General features: G+C 38.6%; 21 protein-coding genes. 20 read left to right on the forward strand and 1 reads right to left on the reverse strand.

Annotated elements, in window-relative coordinates; translation table 11 throughout:
• From BrL25_RS21820 to BrL25_RS21840, 5 genes are all read left to right on the forward strand, one after another.
• Positions 1-306, forward strand: coding sequence for an ArsR/SmtB family transcription factor (locus BrL25_RS21820; protein WP_018670981.1), 306 nt, complete (start codon positions 1-3; stop codon positions 304-306).
• 117 nt (positions 307-423) lie between these two features.
• Positions 424-1,449, forward strand: a complete 1,026-nt coding sequence (locus BrL25_RS21825) for an LLM class flavin-dependent oxidoreductase (protein WP_018670980.1) — start codon at positions 424-426, stop codon at positions 1,447-1,449.
• Positions 1,450-1,497: 48 nt separating this feature from the next.
• A complete protein-coding gene (gene namA, locus BrL25_RS21830; RefSeq protein WP_018670979.1) occupies positions 1,498-2,514 on the forward strand; it encodes an NADPH dehydrogenase NamA in 1,017 nt (338 codons plus the stop codon).
• A 298-nt stretch (positions 2,515-2,812) separates the two neighbouring features.
• Complete coding sequence (locus BrL25_RS21835) at positions 2,813-3,493, forward strand: GntR family transcriptional regulator (protein WP_018670978.1); 681 nt, start codon at positions 2,813-2,815, stop codon at positions 3,491-3,493.
• Between the two features lie 27 nt (positions 3,494-3,520).
• The gene (locus tag BrL25_RS21840) at positions 3,521-4,447 is read left to right on the forward strand and encodes a DMT family transporter (RefSeq protein WP_018670977.1); all 927 of its coding nucleotides are present in this window, start codon (positions 3,521-3,523) and stop codon (positions 4,445-4,447) included.
• A 310-nt stretch (positions 4,448-4,757) separates the two neighbouring features.
• Here the strand turns inward: BrL25_RS21840 and BrL25_RS21845 are convergent, their stop codons facing one another.
• Complete coding sequence (locus tag BrL25_RS21845; RefSeq protein ID WP_018670976.1) at positions 4,758-5,864, reverse strand: Ada metal-binding domain-containing protein; 1,107 nt, start codon at positions 5,862-5,864, stop codon at positions 4,758-4,760.
• Positions 5,865-6,008: 144 nt separating this feature from the next.
• Here BrL25_RS21845 and BrL25_RS21850 point away from each other — a divergent pair, with 144 nt between their 5' ends.
• The 15 genes from BrL25_RS21850 to BrL25_RS21915 all read left to right on the forward strand — a co-directional run bounded on the left by BrL25_RS21850 (position 6,009) and on the right by BrL25_RS21915 (position 19,295).
• Positions 6,009-6,629, forward strand: coding sequence for a bifunctional transcriptional activator/DNA repair enzyme AdaA (locus BrL25_RS21850; RefSeq protein ID WP_026315100.1), 621 nt, complete (start codon positions 6,009-6,011; stop codon positions 6,627-6,629).
• Complete coding sequence (locus BrL25_RS21855) at positions 6,613-7,161, forward strand: methylated-DNA--[protein]-cysteine S-methyltransferase (protein ID WP_018670974.1); 549 nt, start codon at positions 6,613-6,615, stop codon at positions 7,159-7,161. Before BrL25_RS21850 ends, BrL25_RS21855 begins: the two co-directional genes overlap by 17 nt.
• Positions 7,154-7,867, forward strand: a complete 714-nt coding sequence (locus BrL25_RS21860) for a 2OG-Fe(II) oxygenase (protein WP_018670973.1) — start codon at positions 7,154-7,156, stop codon at positions 7,865-7,867. Before BrL25_RS21855 ends, BrL25_RS21860 begins: the two co-directional genes overlap by 8 nt.
• Before the next feature lie 69 nt (positions 7,868-7,936).
• A complete protein-coding gene (locus tag BrL25_RS21865) occupies positions 7,937-8,758 on the forward strand; it encodes an SPL family radical SAM protein (RefSeq protein WP_018670972.1) in 822 nt (273 codons plus the stop codon).
• 432 nt (positions 8,759-9,190) lie between these two features.
• On the forward strand, positions 9,191-12,475 hold the full coding sequence (locus BrL25_RS21870; RefSeq protein ID WP_018670971.1) for a collagenase: 3,285 nt from the start codon (positions 9,191-9,193) through the stop codon (positions 12,473-12,475).
• 105 nt (positions 12,476-12,580) lie between these two features.
• On the forward strand, positions 12,581-12,964 hold the full coding sequence (locus BrL25_RS21875) for a hypothetical protein (RefSeq protein WP_018670970.1): 384 nt from the start codon (positions 12,581-12,583) through the stop codon (positions 12,962-12,964).
• An 87-nt stretch (positions 12,965-13,051) separates the two neighbouring features.
• Complete coding sequence (locus tag BrL25_RS21880) at positions 13,052-13,474, forward strand: MarR family winged helix-turn-helix transcriptional regulator (protein WP_018670969.1); 423 nt, start codon at positions 13,052-13,054, stop codon at positions 13,472-13,474.
• A 12-nt stretch (positions 13,475-13,486) separates the two neighbouring features.
• Positions 13,487-13,792 carry a GNAT family N-acetyltransferase gene (locus BrL25_RS25915; RefSeq protein ID WP_018670968.1) on the forward strand — a complete coding sequence of 102 codons (306 nt, stop codon included), beginning with the start codon at positions 13,487-13,489 and terminating at the stop codon, positions 13,790-13,792.
• 39 nt (positions 13,793-13,831) lie between these two features.
• Positions 13,832-14,359, forward strand: a complete 528-nt coding sequence (locus tag BrL25_RS25920; RefSeq protein ID WP_018670967.1) for a GNAT family N-acetyltransferase — start codon at positions 13,832-13,834, stop codon at positions 14,357-14,359.
• 239 nt (positions 14,360-14,598) lie between these two features.
• Positions 14,599-15,084 (forward strand): GAF domain-containing protein, encoded by a 486-nt coding sequence (locus BrL25_RS21890; RefSeq protein ID WP_018670966.1) that lies wholly within the window; start codon positions 14,599-14,601, stop codon positions 15,082-15,084.
• A 196-nt stretch (positions 15,085-15,280) separates the two neighbouring features.
• Entirely contained in the window at positions 15,281-15,700 is a 420-nt protein-coding gene (locus BrL25_RS21895; protein ID WP_018670965.1) for a MarR family winged helix-turn-helix transcriptional regulator, read from the forward strand.
• A gap of 242 nt (positions 15,701-15,942) precedes the next feature.
• Positions 15,943-16,236 (forward strand): hypothetical protein, encoded by a 294-nt coding sequence (locus BrL25_RS21900; protein ID WP_236847750.1) that lies wholly within the window; start codon positions 15,943-15,945, stop codon positions 16,234-16,236.
• A gap of 161 nt (positions 16,237-16,397) precedes the next feature.
• A complete protein-coding gene (locus tag BrL25_RS21905) occupies positions 16,398-16,943 on the forward strand; it encodes a DUF4241 domain-containing protein (protein WP_018670963.1) in 546 nt (181 codons plus the stop codon).
• Positions 16,944-17,085: 142 nt separating this feature from the next.
• Entirely contained in the window at positions 17,086-18,018 is a 933-nt protein-coding gene (locus BrL25_RS21910; RefSeq protein WP_018670962.1) for a hypothetical protein, read from the forward strand.
• Between the two features lie 590 nt (positions 18,019-18,608).
• Entirely contained in the window at positions 18,609-19,295 is a 687-nt protein-coding gene (locus tag BrL25_RS21915) for a helix-turn-helix transcriptional regulator (RefSeq protein ID WP_236847751.1), read from the forward strand.
• Positions 19,296-19,311: the final 16 nt, after the last annotated feature.

Raw genomic sequence — 19,311 nt, forward strand, 5'->3', positions numbered from 1 at the left:
ATGGATTATGTCATGATTTTTAAAGCTTTATCGAATGAAACCAGATTGCAAATGTTACATTGGTTAAAGGAGCCAGAGCTACACTTTCCGCCATCCTCTTGCAACTATGAGCATTTTCCAGGAGGAATCTGTGTAGGACAAATTCAAGAAAAAGCGGGTCTATCCCAATCGACCACGTCACAGTACCTAGCAATTATGCAACGTGCGGGGTTATTAGAAGCTAGGCGCTTTGGCCAATGGACGTACTATCGCAGAAATGAGGAAATGTTGCAGAAACTGGCTACATATTTCGAAAAGGAGTTGTAAAAGAAGAGTGGAACACCGTTTCATTTTTCTTTTTTAACCTAATATCGAAAATTTCCGATATTCCGATTTAGCATATTGCAGTGACTACACATGATATATCTTCAAAAGGAGAGTCCCATGAAAATTAGTGTACTGGATCAATCGTATGTAATAGATGGGGGAACCCCAGAGCTAGCCTTGGAGCAAACGACTGAGCTAGCGCAATACGTGGATGAAATTGGGTATCACAGGTATTGGGTGTCTGAGCATCATCATTCCGAAGCGCTAGCAGGTTCATCTCCAGAAGTTCTTATCGCTTATTTGGCGGCAAAAACGAAAAGAATTCGTATTGGGTCGGGGGGTGTAATGCTTCCTCATTACAGTGCATATAAAGTGGCAGAAAATTTTAACGTATTAAGCACTTTGGCCCCAGGTCGCATAGATGTAGGAATTGGGCGTGCTCCAGGGGGGATGCCACTCTCAACCAGAGCTCTACAGGATTTGCAGGCGCGTGACATAGATACATTTCCAGAGCAAGTCCAGCATCTAATTAGCTACATTGACGACAGATGGAATGGGGAACAGCCTTTTCCAGGATTAAAAGCTACTCCACTTCCAGCGCATAAGCCTGAAATCTGGATGCTTGGATCTAGTGACAACAGTGGATCGGTAGCTGGGCAGCTGGGATTGCCATATGCATTTGCTCACTTTATCAATTCCCAACCAGGAGCGATGGACCAGGCTATTCGGCAGTATCTACGTGCATTTCAAGCATCATCACGTCTTCTACAACCCAAAGTACTTGCAGCAATGAAAATCATTGTGGCAGATACAGATGCAGAGGCGAATGAACTCGCGCTAAGTGCGTTACATCTTACTCATTTATTGTATCGGGGACGTTTGCAACCGCTTGTTAGCCCGAAAACGGTAAATGCCTACCCCTATACCGCAAGTGAATTTGCTGAGATAGAAGCAATGAAGCGTACATTCCTAATCGGATCAGTACAAACCGTTGCCCTAAAAATCAGAGAACTACAAGAGCGATATCCGATTGAAGAGTTGATGGCAGTTTCACCTATTTATGATGTAAGTGCCCGTAAACGATCCTATGCCTTATTAAAGCAGGCTGTGGATGAAGCAAGTTCGGGTTATACATACAGCTAAAAAATCATTCAAATCAAATGCAGGAAACAAAACTAAGGAGGAAGAAAGATGACTGTGAAATTATTTCAACCCTATCAAGTAAAAGAGGTTACATTAAAAAATCGTATTGTCATGGCTCCCATGTGCATGTATTCTGCAACTGAAAAAGACGGAAAAGTTACTGACTTTCATATTACGCACTACTCAACACGCGCTGTAGGACAGGTAGGTCTTATAATCGTGGAAGCTACTGCTGTTGAAGCTCAGGGACGTATTTCTGAATTTGACCTAGGGATATGGAATGATGAACACATTGCTGGATTACAAAGAATTGTCGACCAAGCACATCAATACGGGGCTAAAATGGGTATTCAATTAGCGCATGCTGGCCGAAAAGCAGAGGTTCCTGGTACCATCTATGGGCCATCTGCAATTGCTTTCGACGAGGGTAGTCGCGTTCCAAAAGAAATGTCAGTTGAGAAAATCAAACAGACAGTAGAAGCATTTAAGCAAGCAGCAATTCGAGCCAAACAAGCAGGCTTTGATGTCATTGAAATTCATGCTGCTCATGGATATTTATTGCATGAATTTTTATCTCCGCTCTCTAATCAACGAACAGATGAATATGGGGGCTCTCAAGAAAATAGATACCGTATATTATCAGAAGTAATAACAGAAGTAAAGAGTGTTTGGGAAGGTCCGTTGTTGGTGCGTGTCTCCGCTACCGACTACACAGAAGGGGGCTTAACCATCGAGGATCACGTACAATTCGCAGCTTGGATGAGAGAACAGGGCGTGGATCTTATTGACGTTAGTTCTGGAGCGCTCGTACGGGCTACTATTAATGTGTATCCAGGCTATCAAGTAAAATTATCAGAGCAAATTAAAGAAGAAGCGAACATTCCAACTGGTGCAGTAGGATTAATTACATCTCCAATACAAGCAGAAGAGATTTTACAAAATAATCGTGCAGATGTAATCATTTTGGGCCGCGAGCTGTTACGCAATCCATACTGGGCTAGAGGTGCTGCAGATGAATTGCAAGTGGAGATTGAAGCACCAAGACAGTATCGATTGGGCTGGTAAACGTAAGCGTATGCGTGACAACATTCATTCTTGAATGGATTGCAGGTACCCTTTTAAAAAAATTGTTTGTAGAAATTACAAATTGACTATGAGAAGCTAGTGATCCTTTGGACGTATAGGATTCTAGCTTTTCTTGTGTTAGGCGATTATTGCAAGAAAGCTGAGATATTTGTGAATGTACATAAATACAGCAATTGGTTTGACCTTATGGATAAAATGGTATAAGTTATAGTATATATATGAAATATATTTCTGACAATTTAAATAAAGCTTACAATACATTAAAAGAGGGGTTACTATGCCAATTCCTAAGAATTACACTTCTTCTATTCGCTTAACGGCAAAAGAAAAAGCGTTTCGACAGCTACAGAGCTGGATTATTGATGGAACCTTAGAGCCTGGGGAAAAGTTATATGATGCTGAAATTGCAGAAGCGATAGGAGTAAGCAGGACTCCTGTAAGGGAAGCCTTTCAGCTACTCGAAGTCCAAGGCTTTATTGAAACCTATCGAGGGCGAGATACAAGAGTTACTACTGTTTCAAAAGAAGATGTACAGACGATGTATTTACCCCTTGCTTCCCTGCAAGCATTGGCAGCCAAATTAGCTGCGACTACAATTACAGAAGAACAAATTGCAAAATTAAACGACGTAAATGTTAGCTATAGACAAGCAATCCATGATAAAGACGTACCTAAAATTGTAGAAATGGATAGTCAATTTCACACCTTTATTTTAGAAATTGTGGACAATCCCTATATTATTAATTTTACGTCTGTCCTTCAGCTACATATTCAACGCTTAGAATATATATTTTTTAAGCAACAACACATTCCTAAGGAAGATTCTATTGGTGAACATGAGAGAATTGTTCAAGCCTTTATACAGAAAAATGGACAACTAGCTGCAGAGATTATGGAGCAAAATTGGCTGCGTCCTATGAAAGAAGTATATCAACTGATGCAATATAAGAAACCGTGAAGAATGGTAGATCAGTGAGGAGACCATATGAATACTGAAAAGATCGTGCTGTCTAGAAAAGTCGGAGTTGCCTTGGTACTTACAGGAGCTGTGTTGTGGGGGATATCAGGCACTGTTGCTCAGTATCTGTTTCAGCAACAAGGCTTTAGTCCCGAGTGGTTAGTTGTTATACGTCTATTACTGTCAGGTATTATTCTATTAGGAGTTGCCTATAGAAAAAAGAAACAAAATATCTGGGGAATCTGGAAAAACAACCAGGAACGACTCAATCTTATCTTATTTGGTATCCTAGGAATGTTAGCTGTTCAATATACCTATTTTGCGGCTATTAAGCACGGAAATGCAGCGACGGCTACTATCCTTCAATACTTGGCACCTGTGCTTATTACATGCTATGTAGCCATTCGGTTGAAAAGGTTTCCCACTTTAAAAGAATTGCTAGCTGTCATTTTGGCACTTTTAGGAACATTTTTACTGGTTACACATGGAAGCATCCGTAGCCTATCTATTTCTGGATGGGCATTATTTTGGGGGATTGCCTCGGCTGTAGCATTGGCTTTTTATACATTACATCCACATAAACTTCTTGCCAAATGGGGAGCAGCAATCGTAGTAGGTTGGGCAATGCTAATAGGAGGTATTGGTTTTAGTTTGGTCCATCCACCATGGAGATTGGAGGGGCAATGGTCGATTTCTTCCTCTTTAGCCGTCATTTTTATTGTGTTATTTGGAACACTTATTGCTTTTTATTGCTATTTGGAAAGTCTCAAGTATCTTAGTGCCTCCGAAACTAGTTTATTAGCTTGTGTCGAGCCTGTTTCAGCAGCTGTCTTATCAGTGATCTGGCTACATGTATCCTTTGGCTTTACAGATTGGGTAGGTACTTTGTGTATTCTTGTTACCATTGCTATACTCTCCCTGGGTGGGAATAAGGAGACCGTAAAGACAAATTAGGTTTTACCTTCCTTCTGAACGAGAAAGATCAGTAAAGCTGTAATATGTAATCAGTGGTCTGTGGTGGTCTAATTCAGGAGAGCCTCGATAGTACATGAACTATAATTTAACATTAAATATTGGTTATCAAATAAAAAAGGCCGGTATTCCGATATGGAATACTGGCTTCGTCTTTTATAAATGAAAAAGGGAGGAATCGTTTTACCTGTTCGAGCAAATACATTTTTTCAAAATGTTTCCTTTGTGTGTCCTTGAAGATGATATTTACTGTTGAAAGGATTTCACTGAAACTTGGTCTTTTACGCTATTGTTAGTAGAGAAATCTCCACAAATAAAAGGTGGCATAGGCTTCCCAATTTGTCCATGTCGCAGAGAGTTTTAAAATTTCTTCTTTCGTCGGCTTTTGTGGAGTGCCCTGGAGATATTTAATTGCATTGTGTAGGCCCACATCATCAATAGGAAAAGCCGAGGGAATCTTCAAGCAACGCATTAAAACGTAATTAGCGGTCCACGGTCCAATGCCACGGATTTTTACAAGCATGTTTTCTGCTTTTTTATAATCTCCGCAGTTCCATAACTGTTCTTTGGTTAATTTGCCTTCCACCATAAGCTGAGCTACGCCAATTAGATACTCACATTTCTTAACCGTCATTCGCAATCCATTCAAGTCTTCAACGCTCAGAGCTGAGATATCATGTGGAGTGGGGAATATCCAGTACTTTTCACCATTACATTCAACGCTTCGGCCAAACGATTCCACCATCCGCCTTTTCAACGTATAGGCGAAGGGCAGGTTGATTTGCTGACCGATAATTCCCCAGCAGATTGCTTCGAATAGATCAGGAATTCCAATATTACGCAAGCCAGTAAATTCAGTAACTGCTCTTTGTAACAATACATCTGTTCTAGCTAAATCATAAAATGGTAGCAAATCTGTGTCCAAATCAAACCAATCTCTTACATAACGGGCCACCTCGGCTCGTACCCATTTGCTGGATGGCATTGTATCTCCTAAAAATCGAATGTGTATCACGTTATCCTGATCTGCACGAATTTCAACAACGGGCGTTTCTTCCTCAATGGGTATGGCTCTATAAATTCGTTGATTCTTACTATAAAATAAGCATTCGTTAGGCTCTTTGGACAAGTATTTCATATTTTCGGTAAAGCTGAATTCTTTTGGCACAACCAGAGTTAACTCTTTCTGTTGATCCTCCCAAGCGCCTACGGGAAGAGTAGAACAGCATGTTTTACATGAGCGATAGCCTGCCTGTTCAGCATTTGCTCGTGTTTCAAACCGAACCGTATTTTCCAGATCAAGCAGTTCCGTACACCAAGGGAAACAATATATTTTTTCTGTTTTTTTACCAGTGAAATAAGAAGCATCCCACTCTGGATAAACCGCTCTCTTTTCCATAAATATCCTCCATTCATTGCAAACAAACACACTCTTAGTTTTAACATAAAAGGCTTCTACGAAATTTCAATATCTTGCTATTACAATCATAAAATCGTACATAGGTTCGTTGTGGAGGGTATACTGTGGATGGAGGTGAACCAAATGAAAGATATCCAAAGGCATGGGAAGGAGCATGGTTCTCTAACGGACGAGAAGTGGCAAGCGATCATAAGCAACGATGCATCTTACAATGATAAATTTTTTTATGCGGTTAAAACTACAGGTATTTTTTGCAGACCTTCTTGTAGGTCTAGAGAGCCCAAAAAGGAAAATGTTCGAATATTTCTTACGGCAGAAGAGGCGCTGTCAGAAAATTTCCGCCCCTGCAAGCGGTGCAAACCCACTGGACAACGTTTGCCTGATGTTGAGTGGGTGGCACAGATTACGGATTACATCAAGAAGAATTACAGTGAAACCCTAACGCTTGAATCCTTAGCTGATATATGCCATGGGAGTCCTTATCATATGCATCGGACATTCAAACGAATTATGGGTATAACTCCCATCGAATATATCCAACAGACGAGAATAAATAAAGCTATGGTTTATCTAATTCAATCTGATAAAACGATTGCCGATATCGCAATGACTGTTGGAATGCCCAACACACCGTATTTCATCACGCTGTTTAAGAAAGTAACAGGGTATACACCTAAAAAATTTCGCCAATTAAATAAAAATACACAAACCATGGAGGTGTTGCAAAGTGGCAGCAAAAAATAAACAGACGATTTACTATTCGGTGTTGGTTTATCAGGAATGGAGCCTATACATTGCTACAACAGCGAAGGGACTTTGTTACGTAGGCTCGCAAAATAAACCGTTTGAAGAATTATCACATTGGGTAAATAGACGGTTTACGAATGGTGAATTGGTGCATGATGATGAAAAATTAGAAAAGTATGTAGCAGAATTAGTTGAGTATTTTCAAGGAACACGTAAAAGCTTTTCTATTGACTTTGATTTTTATGGTACACCATTTCAGCTTGCTGTGTGGAACGCGCTCTGTGAAATCCCATTTGGACAAACCCAGTCCTACTCAGATATTGCTTATTATATACAAAAACCGAATTCAATACGTGCTGTTGGAACTGCAATTGGTGCTAATCCAGTTTTAATTGCGGTACCTTGCCATCGAGTAATTGGTAAAAATGGTTCCCTAACCGGCTATCGAGGTGGTTTGGAAATGAAAACGAAGCTCCTGCAATTGGAAAACGAAAATAGTTTGACAGAGGGGAGCAAGCAATATGCCTGAACGCCTCACAGACCGGATTGCCGCCTTAGATTGGACTGCACTACAACAGACTTTAGATGAGCAGGGCTATGCTACAATTCCAACTTTATTAGATAAAAATGAATGTAATGAAATGATCAGCACGTGTGAGAAAGAAGTGTATTTTCGAAACACGATTGATATGGCTAGATTTCGATTCGGCATTGGGGAGTATAAATATTATCAAGCTCCCCTTCCAGATTTGGTGCAACAGCTTCGTGAAGGTTTCTATCCCCAACTTGCTACAACTGCGAATCGATGGCTAAAACAGCTTGATCGTGAAGAAGTTTACCCAGCATTGTTGTCAGACTTTCTTGTTCAATGTCATAAACAAGGGCAGACACGCTCAACACCCTTAATCCTTAAATATGAAGCTGGGGGATACAACTGTTTGCATCAGGATTTGTACGGAGATGTCTCCTTTCCATTTCAAGTAGTATTTGCCCTATCCCAAAAAGAGATGGATTATACAGGCGGTGAGTTTCTACTGATGGAACAACGGCCAAGGGCGCAAAGTAGAGGGCAAGTGATAACCTTGGATCAAGGTTCAGGACTAATCTTTCCAACGAATTATCGCCCTGTACTAGGCTCGCGCGGTTATTATAAGACAACGATTCGGCACGGTGTCAGCACTATTACTTCAGGAACGAGATATACGCTTGGTATTATTTTTCATGATGCGAAGTGATTGTACGCTTAATAAGTAAAAAATCAAGCTTATACAGCAAAGTAAATCATACAGAAGGAGGCGATAAATATGAAGAGTGAGTTTTTTTACAAGTATCCCAAGACACTTCTTAATAAAGGAACAGGCTTTCTTGCCGATTACACTCATTCTTTGAATCCTTATACAGGCTGTTCCTTTGCGTGTTCCTATTGCTATGTACGACAAATGCCGGTATCGACATTTCGTAAGAAGGAGTGGGGAACTTGGGTTGACATCAAAAAGGAGGCGGCAAATTTATTGCGTAAAGAGCTCAAAAGGGCAAAAAGTAAAGGGAAGGTAACAATTTTCATGTCATCGAGTACAGACCCTTACCAGCCAATCGAGCATAAAGAAAAGGTGACAAGATCTCTTTTGGAGGTCATGGTGGAAGAACCGCCTGACTTTTTATTTATCCAAACCAGGAGCCCCCTTGTTGGTCGAGACATTGATTTATTATTGTCCTTAGAGGAGAGGGTTCGGGTAAGTATGACCATAGAGACAGATCGTGAGGATATCCGCAAGCATTTCACACCTCATGCACCACCAATTCAGGCCAGATTACAGACACTACAGCTATTAGCAGATGCAGGTGTACCTACTCAGGCAACCATTGCTCCATTATTACCAAGCAGTGAAGAATTTCCGAAAAAGTTAATAAAGCTGGTTGATCGTATCTGTATTGATGATTATTTTATGGGGGATGGTAGTGGAGGAAGACGAACCAGGAACTTAGGAATTGAATCGTTGTATCAAGAGTTAAATGTAGGGGAATGGTATGATCCTACTGCCTATCAACTGGTTTATGATCGATTTAAACGGGTTTTTCCTGGCGATCAGGTTTTGCTAAGTCAGAAGGGATTCGCGCCGTACTGAAAAAATTTAAAAACGATGATGAGCTTGTAGCGTCCGGTATTGGGGGCTATTTTTTTGTGTAAAAATGAGAATTCAATAGACAAACTATTTAACGGTATCTGAAATAGATGTCACAGTAGGGAGAACATTCCCACTAGCGCAATTCACCCTTGGTTCCATCTGAGAGTTTTATGATGTTCATTGTGTCTTGAAGGATGTGAGAGCAATTTTTTTGTTAACAAACTTGGCAAGGAAGTAAGAATGAAGTTTAGTTTATTTTTTGAATTTTCAATAAACATTTTGTATAAAATACTTAATTAGTTAACAATATTCTATATTTCGACATAATTTAGTCAAAAATAGGTGTTAGGTAATATTTCCAGTTTTGGATTTTAAACCGATACTATGGTATGGAAATAAAATTCCAACTAAAAAAGGAGTCGATTAGAAGCGATGAATTATAAGTGGCTAAGTATGATGACGGCAAGTGCAGTTTTACTCTCCAATGGTGCAGTATGGCTACCTACACCTGCCAATGCAGCAACAAACAAAGTAAACAAATCAGTATTCTCACTAAGTAAGCAACCGCCTTTACCTCAATTCAAAACAAGTGCTGGTGTCCTAGGAGCAGAGGTAACTCCACTGGGAGAAGAGGAGCTTCGTACTGAAACCTTTTCCCAGCTAGAGAAAAAGAGCAAGCGAGTCAAACGCCAAGCACTTCAAGAATCTCAAACTGAACAGCAGACGTACAGTATGTCACACTTGAATAGTCTTAGCTATGAAGAGCTAGTAGAGGTTCTACGCAAGATAGAATGGAAGGATATACCTGATCTGTTCAAGTTTAATTCAGATTCGGTTGAATTCTACTCAGATCACGATCGGGTTCAGGCCATTATTAATGCCCTTGAGGAAAGTGGAAGCTCCTTTACCGATCGTGATGCTCGTGGAATTTCGACACTCGTTGAAGTTTTACGTTCAGGTTATTATCTTGGATACTACCATGATGAATTAAAATACCTCGACCGCTCTGAGTATAAAGAAAAGGTACTGCCAGCTGTAAAGACCATTATGGCAAACAAGTATTTTGCATGGGGAAGCAATACACAACAGGAAGTAATCGGTGCTACGGGGAAACTTATCTCAAACACAACGGTTGATGTTGAGACGATAACTCGTATGACTGGATTAGTTTCAGACTTTATTGATCATTTTGATGAATATGGAAAAGATCGAGAAATGAGCACCTCGTTTCACTCTGTAATTCAAGGGATTGGGTATGTACTCATGTGGCAAGTGCGTGAGCCAGAGGAACAAAAAGTGTTCATGGGTAGAATTGATGAATATTTGGAACAAATGTTCCGTGTCGCTCATAAGGATCAAGCATCCAGTGATCTTTCGTGGCTAGTAAGCAACGGCTTGTATTACACCGGTTCTTTAGGGCACTACCACAGTACCCCTGAGAAAGGTAATAAAATTCTTACTGAGGCAATGAATTTATATCCAAAGCTTAGCGAATTATATTTTGTGGCAGCAGAGCAAATTTCTTATCGATATGATGAAAAGAACTATTATGGCGAGAAAATTGATATGAAACAACTGAAAGAAGAAGGGAAAGAGCAATATCTACCCAATCGATATGAGTTCGATGGAGGAAGCTTTATCTTCCGCACAGGGGATCAATTGACTGAGGAACAGCTACAGCGACTTTATTGGGCAGCTAAAGAGGTAAAAGCTCAGTTTCACCGTGTTGTAGGGAATGACCAAGAGCTAGAAAAGGGTAACCCTGATGATGTGCTAACTGTCGTTATCTACAATAATCCTGACGAATACCGAATGAATAAATCTTTATATGGTTACGAAACGGAAAATGGTGGGATTTACATTGAGGGAGATGGAACGTTCTTTACCTATGACAGAACCCCTGAGCAAAGCATTTATTCACTAGAAGAATTGTTCCGTCATGAGTTCACCCATTATCTACAAGCTCGATACGTGGTTCCAGGTATGTTCGGTCGAGGAGAGATGTATCAAAATGGACGCTTGCCTTGGTTTGAAGAAGGTGGGGCAGAGTTTTTTGCCGGCGCTACTAGAACAGATGGCATTCATCCACGTAAATCTGTCGTTGGGAATATGAGATATGATGATCCATCTAGTCGTATGTCTGTGTCTGATACCCTACACGCTCAGTATGGCTCGTGGAATTTTTACAACTATGGATTTGCTATGCAGTATCATTTATTCCAAAATGATTTTCCGATGTTGGATAGCATTCATAACGCTATTATGAAAAATGATGTAGCTCAATTTGATCAATATATCGAACAGTTGAGTAGAGACAAGCGGGTAAATGACGACTATCAACAAACCATTGATGAACTGGTACAGAATTATGAAAATTGGGATGTACCACTTGTGTCAGATGATTACCTAAAGGTATTGGAACCGAAGCAGAAAGCAGATATTTATGCAGAAATCTCTGAAGCTACAGGTTTGCGTGACGTAGAGACTGTAGAGCATGAATCTGAATTTTTTACTACCTTTACCTTACACGGGACCTATGTCGGTGACAGGTCAGCAGGGGAAGAGCAAGATTGGAAAAAAATGAATCAGGTAACAGATGACTTCTTGAAGGAATTAGGTAAAAAATCTTGGAATGGATATCGGACTGTAACCGCCTACTTTGTAAATTATAAGGTAACGAAGGATGGAAGATTCTCCTATGATGTAGTGTTCCACGGCAAATTACCAGAAGGTAGCCATAGTGGGAACCTAGCGCCTGTCGTAGAAATGAATGGTCCGTATACGGGAATCGCGCGTGAGGCAGTTTCGTTTAGCAGCAAAGGAACTCACGATAAAGACGGGAAGATTATGTCTTACCAATGGGATTTTGGCGATGGACAGACAAGCCAAGAAGAGAATCCGACATATGTATATGCTGAAGCTGGAACCTACGAGGTGAGCTTGCAGGTAACTGATGATTTTGGACAAAAAGTGACGAAAAAGACCACCGTAACCATTAGTGAGAAGGATAGCAAGCCGTCCGATAACTCTAATGATTCCTTTGAAAATGCCAGCAAGCTAGAAGCATTTGGTAAGCAATTAAAGGATGAGATAAGCCCGAAGGATCAAGCTGATGTATTCTATTTTGATGTAAAAAACCCAGGGAAATTAGATGTATCAGTAGAAGTGAAGGATAGAAAAGGAGTTGCATGGCTATTATTCCACGAGGATGATTTGAAAAATTACATTGCCTATCCAAATCAGGGCGAAGACGATCGGTTGATGGCGACTCACGAGGCAAAAGCAGGTCGATATTATCTTTATGTGTATCCAACAACAGAAGAGCCTGTTTCCTACAAGTATCAAGTAGATCTGGCTGGCGGATCACAGGATTTTACTGAGAGTGAGCCAAACGATAAATTTGAGGATGCAAATGGCCCGTTACCACTAGGTGAACCTGTTAAAGGGATACTAGATGAGGACGATAATGCAGATGTCTACCGTTTTGAACTGAAAAAAGAGAGTGATTTAGAAATTATTCTGAAGCATACGAAAAAAGCGGGAATTAACTGGATGCTTTACCATGAGGATGATTTGAAGAACCCAGTTTCCTATCCAGTATCGATCGATAAGGATCAGATGAGTGCTACTTATACAGCCGAACCGGGTCTCTACTATTTGTATGTCTATAAATACAAAGATGAGGTTATTCCATATACGCTATTCGTAAAAGAGTAGAATGATAAAGTAGTAAGCAGCAATCATATTCATTACTAGGCACCCCTTACAGTAAACATTGATATCGCCCCCTTAAAGATATCCAATGTATTACTGTAGGGGGTTTTGACTTTACGCAGCAAAGGGGAATCGTTAGCTCTGTTTTCGGATATGGATAAAATCAAACAAAAGCTTGTCTACTTAGATAAAATTGGCTTAGGATATATAAAATTAGGTCAACCAGCAAATACCTTGTCTGGAGGAGAGGCGCAAAGAATTAAATTGGCCTCGGAGCTAGCTACTGCTACTGGACAAAATACGTTCTATATTTTAGATGAACCTTCAGTGGGATTATATGAAAGCGATACTGATAAACTCATTGAGGTCCTACATGAGCTTGTTGATAAAGGAAATAGTGTTGTCGTCATCGAGCATCATGTAGGCCTGATCCGTCAGGCTGATTGGATTATTGAAATGGGACCAGGGGGTGAGAAGACGGGGGAAGCGTAATTGCCGAAGGGACTCCTCAACAGATCAAAGCTAATGCAAATTCTATTATAAAACAATTTTTATAGGGTTCTGAAAGAAGGTGTTTTTTTGACAAAATTATTGGAAGATAGCTTTATTCCGTTTCAATGTGAAATTGTGAGCCGTCATAATAAATTTAATATCGAAGGAATCACGTCGGCTCAGTACAATGTTCTTGAGCTTATTCAAAAAGGTCCAAAGACAACAAATGAACTGGCTAGCGCACTTGGCATAACAGTATCAGCTATCTCAAAATTAACCAAAAAACTTTTACATAAAGAACTTATTGAACAACAGCGGAGTGAGGCAGATAGGCGTTATTATCATATTGTCTTAACAGAATCAGGAGAGAAATTCCTGATGAAAGCTGAAAAATCACGCAAGGAGATTATTCAATTAATTGGAAAAGCACTTTCAAAGGATGAAATCGAAGCTTTTACCCGTATTTGTTCGAAGTTAAACATATTTTTGACTGATCATAAATCAAAGTAGGAGACTGACGATATGAATGAGCTAGCGAATTTACTATCCCCGATAACCAAATTCGATGAGTCTGATATTCCTGAATTAATTGAACTCTCGTCTTCTGTAGGCTGGGACTATGATCAAAATGAGATCAACACAATTATGTCCTCTGGCAACGTATATGGACATAGAAATCAAGAAGGAAGAATCATCTCAAGTGCAGCCATTATCCCATATGGTTTACATCTAGCTTCTATTGGCATGGTGATTGTTAACCAAGAATATAGAGGACTGGGATTAGGAAGAAAAGCAACCCAAAAATGCTTAGAATCGATTCCTGATTAGATACCAGCTATGCTTATTGCTACAGAGGAGGGAAAACCAATGTATGAAAAAATGGGCTTTCATTGTACAGATTATGTTCACAAATATCTTTGTTCAAACTATCAATCCATCGATTTTAGTAAGAATATAGATGTTACTATCATGCCAATGTACAAGGAAGATCTATCACACGTGATAGAGATAGATAAAGATGCCTTTGGTGCAAAGAGAGAAGTTTTTCTTCTCCATAGATATAATCAGGCAAAACAGGCAGTGGTTGTGAAAAATCCAGACGGTCAGGTAGTAGGCTATGGTTTTTCCATATTGGGTCCTGTTAATCTCATACTAGGTCCTATCGTCGCTCCGAATGCAGATCTAGCATATGCAATATTTGATCAATTAGCCAAGCAGCATCAAGGGAATTTAAGAATTGATGTCCCCTCAGGGAATGAAATTTTTATGTCTTATGTAGAAACGTGCGGGTTTGAAAAGGTAAGTCAGCCTCCTATCATGATTACAAATACAATTGAATTACCTCCCCGAAACAAAACATTATTCGGGATTGCTGCACAGATATTTGGTGAATGATTCCGATCCCAATGAAACTACTTGTATGATGATTTCACCTATGAAGGGAAAGTTATAAAAGCTAGTTCTCTGCTCATAATAGATGGTACTGAAGAGATCGTGTATCAATAGACAAAAGTGTAAGAAGATATGTAAATTGAATCCTCTATTGCATTACAAAGCGTTATAATAGGAAAAAGAGAGAGTATTATTAAACTGACGATCTCATTTCGCTATTAAATCGTGAGGTGACGGCATCCATGTTTCAAGCAGAGGGATATACAGGTAATAAACAAGAGAATTATGAGCTTCTTGTAAAACAACTAGATGCATTAGTAGATGGAGAAACTAATGTGCTGGCTAATCTAAGTAATGCAGCTGCTCTATTAAATCAATTTCTGACAGAAGTTAACTGGGTAGGGTTCTATTTATATGACAAGGAACAAGCCGTATTAACTCTTGGTCCATTCCAAGGTCTGCCGGCATGCACACGTATTCCAGCAGGTAGGGGTGTGTGCGGAACAGCAGTTTCAAAGCGACGCACGATGAGAGTAGCAGATGTACATGCATTCCCTGGACATATTGCTTGCGATGCGGCATCTCGCTCCGAAATTGTTATTCCGATCTTCAAAGAGGAAGAAATCTATGGGGTGCTAGATATAGATAGCCCGATTACAGATCGTTTTGACGAAATAGATGAGAAGTATTTGAAAGAGTTTGTCCTACGTGTAGCAAAGTGTGTGTAGTATAGAACATATAACAGAAAAGAAATAACTAACAACCAGGCGTCAAACGAATAAAAGGCGCCTGGTTTATTTATATGTAAGTTTATTAGGTAATGAGATTTTCTAGGAAATATCACTTATTCTTGACAATATCAGTGCTCTTTAATATATTTTAGTCAATTAAATTTTTAGTAAGCAAAATAAGGTGGTAAGCATTTTGGAAGATAATCATTCCGTTGATCATGATATCCAAACAGTAATGATCGAAATGAGCCGTGTGCAACAAAAATCAAAGGCTTTTATGGATATTTTTACAAAAGATGTGGTTTTATCACAAAATCATGTTATGTTACTAATCGACTTAAAACTAGCAAATAGTATGAGAATCACTGAAATCTCCGAAAGATTCCTCATTACAGCAGGTGCTGCAACTGCTATGTGTGACAAATTAGAAGAGCTTGGTCTAGTGTGTAGAATTCGTACGAAAGAGGATCGTAGAGTGGTTTTGGTTGCTCTTACAGAAAAAGGAGAAGAAAAAATAAACCAAGTATTTAAAGGCTTTTCTAAGGAAAAGCTACATGAATTTGCTAATGTATTTAAGCAGGTAAATGAATTATTGTCAACAATTATTGATTAATATGGAAGAATGAGTAAAATGTAAGACAAAAGTGGGCTACTCCAATCATGGGGTAGCTTATTTTTTATTTTATTTTGTTGACAGAAAAATATATGTATATTAAGTTATAAATGAAATATATTTTAGTTATTAAAATATATACATATTAAATTATGTGAGAACGAGGATGGTGGGGCTTAGATGAATAAAACCTACCTTATTTATTTCTGAAATAGTTCTATGTAGATGAAAGGGAGAAATACATGATGGAAAATAGGTATATTCAATATTTATGTAGAGGAGTAGTAGGTCTGTTTGCGGTTCCTGTACTCAGCGTCTTTTCTATAGGAATGTGTATTTGCTCCTTTGTCTCTGTGATTGGCGGGGTGCTATATATAGTGGGGTTTGACATTCATTTGAGCATTTGGAAGTTTGGTCAAGTATCACAGCTGTCTAATTTTTTTATCTCTGTGATGTTTGGTGGGATTTTATTACTAGTAGCTTTCGGTAGTTGGAGGCTGTTACAAGTATCTTGTCACTATGTTAAGAAAGGCTGAAATATAACGAAGGATTCATGTTGTAAGAAAAAAGAACATGTATAATTAATATCAGAAATTCAATATTATTTTGCTGAGATTAGCAATTATCTCCAATCCAGTATGAGTGTACGTTCTTTTTTTACTAGCATCTGTATTACATGTGAGGAGGAAATGAAAAAGTGATCGTAAATCTAGGGACATTTCAAATTACATCTGGGACATTAGTGGTATCAGATCCTTGTTATGAATGTCAACAAGGCATTTCAGGAATTGTAGAAGAAGCGGCAATTGGTACATGGATAGGTATAATCGATCAAATTGACACAGGAGATTGGGGAGAGCGATGTGCCTATGTTTGTGCTTATCACGAGTCAATTGACATTGAACAAGTGACGAATTGGGAAGCATGTGACTTTATTGTAGGGGTAGACAGCGGTCAAGCGGGAATCTTTGAGCATCAAATATATAGAGTGGATGATTCTGTAATCGGAGAAACGAAATTCATGCCTGAGGATAGATGGTACTCTTCCTGCTGCGATCAGACTTTGGGTGAGCCAAAAGCAGGAGTGATTAATGGAGGGGTCGTATCTAGCTCGGGATTTGGCGATGGGGGTTATGATGCATTTATCGCGAAAAATGCTGAAGGTAAAGTGATTGCAGTGCAAATCGTATTTATTACAGAAGAGGATTTACTTGAAGAGGAGGAAGACGAAGACGAAGTGTAATCCTACACCCATAGGGACCTGAGTGGTTCCTTTTTTACATTATTTTTTAACTTATATAATATTATGATAACGATTGATTAATTCTAGTAAAGTAAGCTTCTATAGTAGTATTTTATGGTTATCTTAATGAAGGGAGAAACCGATGAAGAAAAAAATTACATACGAGTTACGCAGGTTTATAGATATTAGCCCATATACAGAGGATTATGAGGTAGTAACTTCAGCATTGGGTTATGACAAAAAGATATACATCTTACTAGTGAATAAAACACCAGAAAGAATGGATGGAATGTTTGTTCAATCAAAAACAACAAGCCTGTTTACCTATAAAGTACTAACGATTGCTGAAGATGGTCAAATCTATGAAACGTCGCTATCTAAGCAGCGATACAACTATCATTTTATACAGCCTATCAATGACGATAACCTGTTGGTAGTTGGTGCAAGAACAAGATATTTTGGTCCTAACAATTACGAGCTTAACGGCAAAATTTTTGATTTGGATGGGAATCTAATCAAGGAGTTGTTACTAGGAGATGGGATTCAAAATGTACAAGTATCAGCTAACGGGACTATTTGGACAGGGTTTTTTGATGAAGGAGTATTCGGGAATTACGGATGGGTCGAACCAATCGGAGCTTCAGGCCTGATTGCTTGGGATCGAAATGGAAAACAAGTATTCTCAAATCACAAGGCAGATATATGTGATTGTTATGCATTAAATGTGGCTAGTGATCAAGAGATTTGGTTCTATTACTATACCGACTTTCACTTAGTAAAAATAGCTAATGATCAAATGGAGTTTTTCAATCCTAAAATTTCAGGATCATCAGGTTTTATTACCTATAACAGTTACTTTTTATTTGATAAAGGATATGGTAAACATGATGAATATATCTTACTGAAAAATAATAACTCTGGGAAGTTTATACAAAAATGTGAAGTAAGGTTTATCACTCAAGAAGGAAAGACGATTCAGTCATATGATCGAGATTTTAGAGGAGATGTTTTGATTCTGAGAGAAGGAGATTGCTTATATAAAGTTCATTTACATGAGATTGTAAATCGAGTGTGATTACAAGGGAGGAATATTTGTCATATATACGGAGGTCCCTATCTTTGTTTTATCTAGTATTTGTTTTTTGTGCTAAGTTTTTCATATTCGCTTATTGTACTGTTTAGACGTTTAGGAAGCCCTGATCTGAGTCAGATATCCTTCTTGAACGTCTCTTTCTTTTGCCACTTATTCTACAGTGTCTAAAATAAGTCTAAACTCATTTTTTATCTTCCAAATCTGTCTGCATTGTACAGATTTGGATTGCTTTTTAGGTAATCTACCTGTGTCCTTCAAGTAATTCCTTTCCTAGTCCAACAGTGCACTGGGCGTACCTTAAAAGAAGACCTACTTATATTGCTGTTCCTCACTTGTTCAAAATGCTTTCTCCACTTCGTTTTTTTCACCCTATTCATTAGTCCCCAATATTTCAGCAATAAATCAAAATCCTTTGGTTATTACATCCCAGCATCAGCATTTTCGTACTCTATTCGAAAGTGTAATTGTGACATTTTTTTTAAAAAATGCATTTTTAAAGAAAAATATGTAATAAATTTTTGAGTTAATTTCCAATATATGTTAAGTTTTATTAAAATATAGAAAGTAGAGAGGTGTTATCGTTGCAACAGCACACAGAGATGCCGGTAGTGACAATAAACCATTTGCTCACTTATCTTAAAGAAGAAATTCACTTTGTCCAGCCTTTTTTTCATAACCCTTATTTCTTTATTGTAACCAATAAGGATGCTAAGAGCATTGATTTTATGTGCTCACATGGAAAGTTGAAGAATGAAGAAATGGATGATTCTTTTCAGAAGAGCATGATTGCGCTCTCAATGGAGACGATCCAAGAGGCAAGCTTTACAAAAACTCCTGCTATTCGATACGGAGATGAAATGCTTCCAAATGCACTACCAGGATGGATCAGTATTGGAAGTCCTATTTATATAAATAATAAAAGAAAGGGATATGTTAGTTTAAATTATCAATCAGAAGAGCATATCTCCTACATAGTCAATATTTTTTGCTACATCATAAAAACAGTAGAAAGGAAATTAAACAATGTTGATACTTCCCACAAAGAGCAGGAACTGGAGAAGAAATTCAAAGTTTTTCAGCTAACTAAGAAAGAATGCGAGATAGCTAGTAGTCTTCTTGAAAATATTTCGATCAAAGATATTTCAAAGCATCATTTTATTTCGGTAGAGACTGTAAGAACACATGTAAAAAATATTTACAATAAGGTTGGAGTAAACAACAGAGTAGACTTAATTAGAACATTTGTCTACCACGGATAAAATCCCCCTTGAAGGT

Origin of the sequence: Brevibacillus laterosporus DSM 25 (assembly GCF_002706795.1) — a bacterium.
Taxonomy (GTDB): Bacteria; Bacillota; Bacilli; order Brevibacillales; family Brevibacillaceae; genus Brevibacillus_B; species Brevibacillus_B laterosporus.

Bases quoted from the DNA above. Each gene is read 5' to 3' on its own strand.
- BrL25_RS21820 (WP_018670981.1), top strand. From the start codon at position 1: ATGGATTATGTCATGATTTTTAAAGCTTTATCGAATGAAACCAGATTG.
- BrL25_RS21825 (WP_018670980.1), top strand. From the start codon at position 424: ATGAAAATTAGTGTACTGGATCAATCGTATGTAATAGATGGGGGAACC.
- namA (WP_018670979.1), top strand. From the start codon at position 1,498: ATGACTGTGAAATTATTTCAACCCTATCAAGTAAAAGAGGTTACATTA.
- BrL25_RS21835 (WP_018670978.1), top strand. From the start codon at position 2,813: ATGCCAATTCCTAAGAATTACACTTCTTCTATTCGCTTAACGGCAAAA.
- BrL25_RS21840 (WP_018670977.1), top strand. From the start codon at position 3,521: ATGAATACTGAAAAGATCGTGCTGTCTAGAAAAGTCGGAGTTGCCTTG.
- BrL25_RS21845 (WP_018670976.1), bottom strand. From the start codon at position 5,864: ATGGAAAAGAGAGCGGTTTATCCAGAGTGGGATGCTTCTTATTTCACT.
- BrL25_RS21850 (WP_026315100.1), top strand. From the start codon at position 6,009: ATGAAAGATATCCAAAGGCATGGGAAGGAGCATGGTTCTCTAACGGAC.
- BrL25_RS21860 (WP_018670973.1), top strand. From the start codon at position 7,154: ATGCCTGAACGCCTCACAGACCGGATTGCCGCCTTAGATTGGACTGCA.
- BrL25_RS21865 (WP_018670972.1), top strand. From the start codon at position 7,937: ATGAAGAGTGAGTTTTTTTACAAGTATCCCAAGACACTTCTTAATAAA.
- BrL25_RS21870 (WP_018670971.1), top strand. From the start codon at position 9,191: ATGAATTATAAGTGGCTAAGTATGATGACGGCAAGTGCAGTTTTACTC.
- BrL25_RS25915 (WP_018670968.1), top strand. From the start codon at position 13,487: ATGAATGAGCTAGCGAATTTACTATCCCCGATAACCAAATTCGATGAG.
- BrL25_RS25920 (WP_018670967.1), top strand. From the start codon at position 13,832: ATGTATGAAAAAATGGGCTTTCATTGTACAGATTATGTTCACAAATAT.
- BrL25_RS21890 (WP_018670966.1), top strand. From the start codon at position 14,599: ATGTTTCAAGCAGAGGGATATACAGGTAATAAACAAGAGAATTATGAG.
- BrL25_RS21900 (WP_236847750.1), top strand. From the start codon at position 15,943: ATGATGGAAAATAGGTATATTCAATATTTATGTAGAGGAGTAGTAGGT.
- BrL25_RS21910 (WP_018670962.1), top strand. From the start codon at position 17,086: ATGAAGAAAAAAATTACATACGAGTTACGCAGGTTTATAGATATTAGC.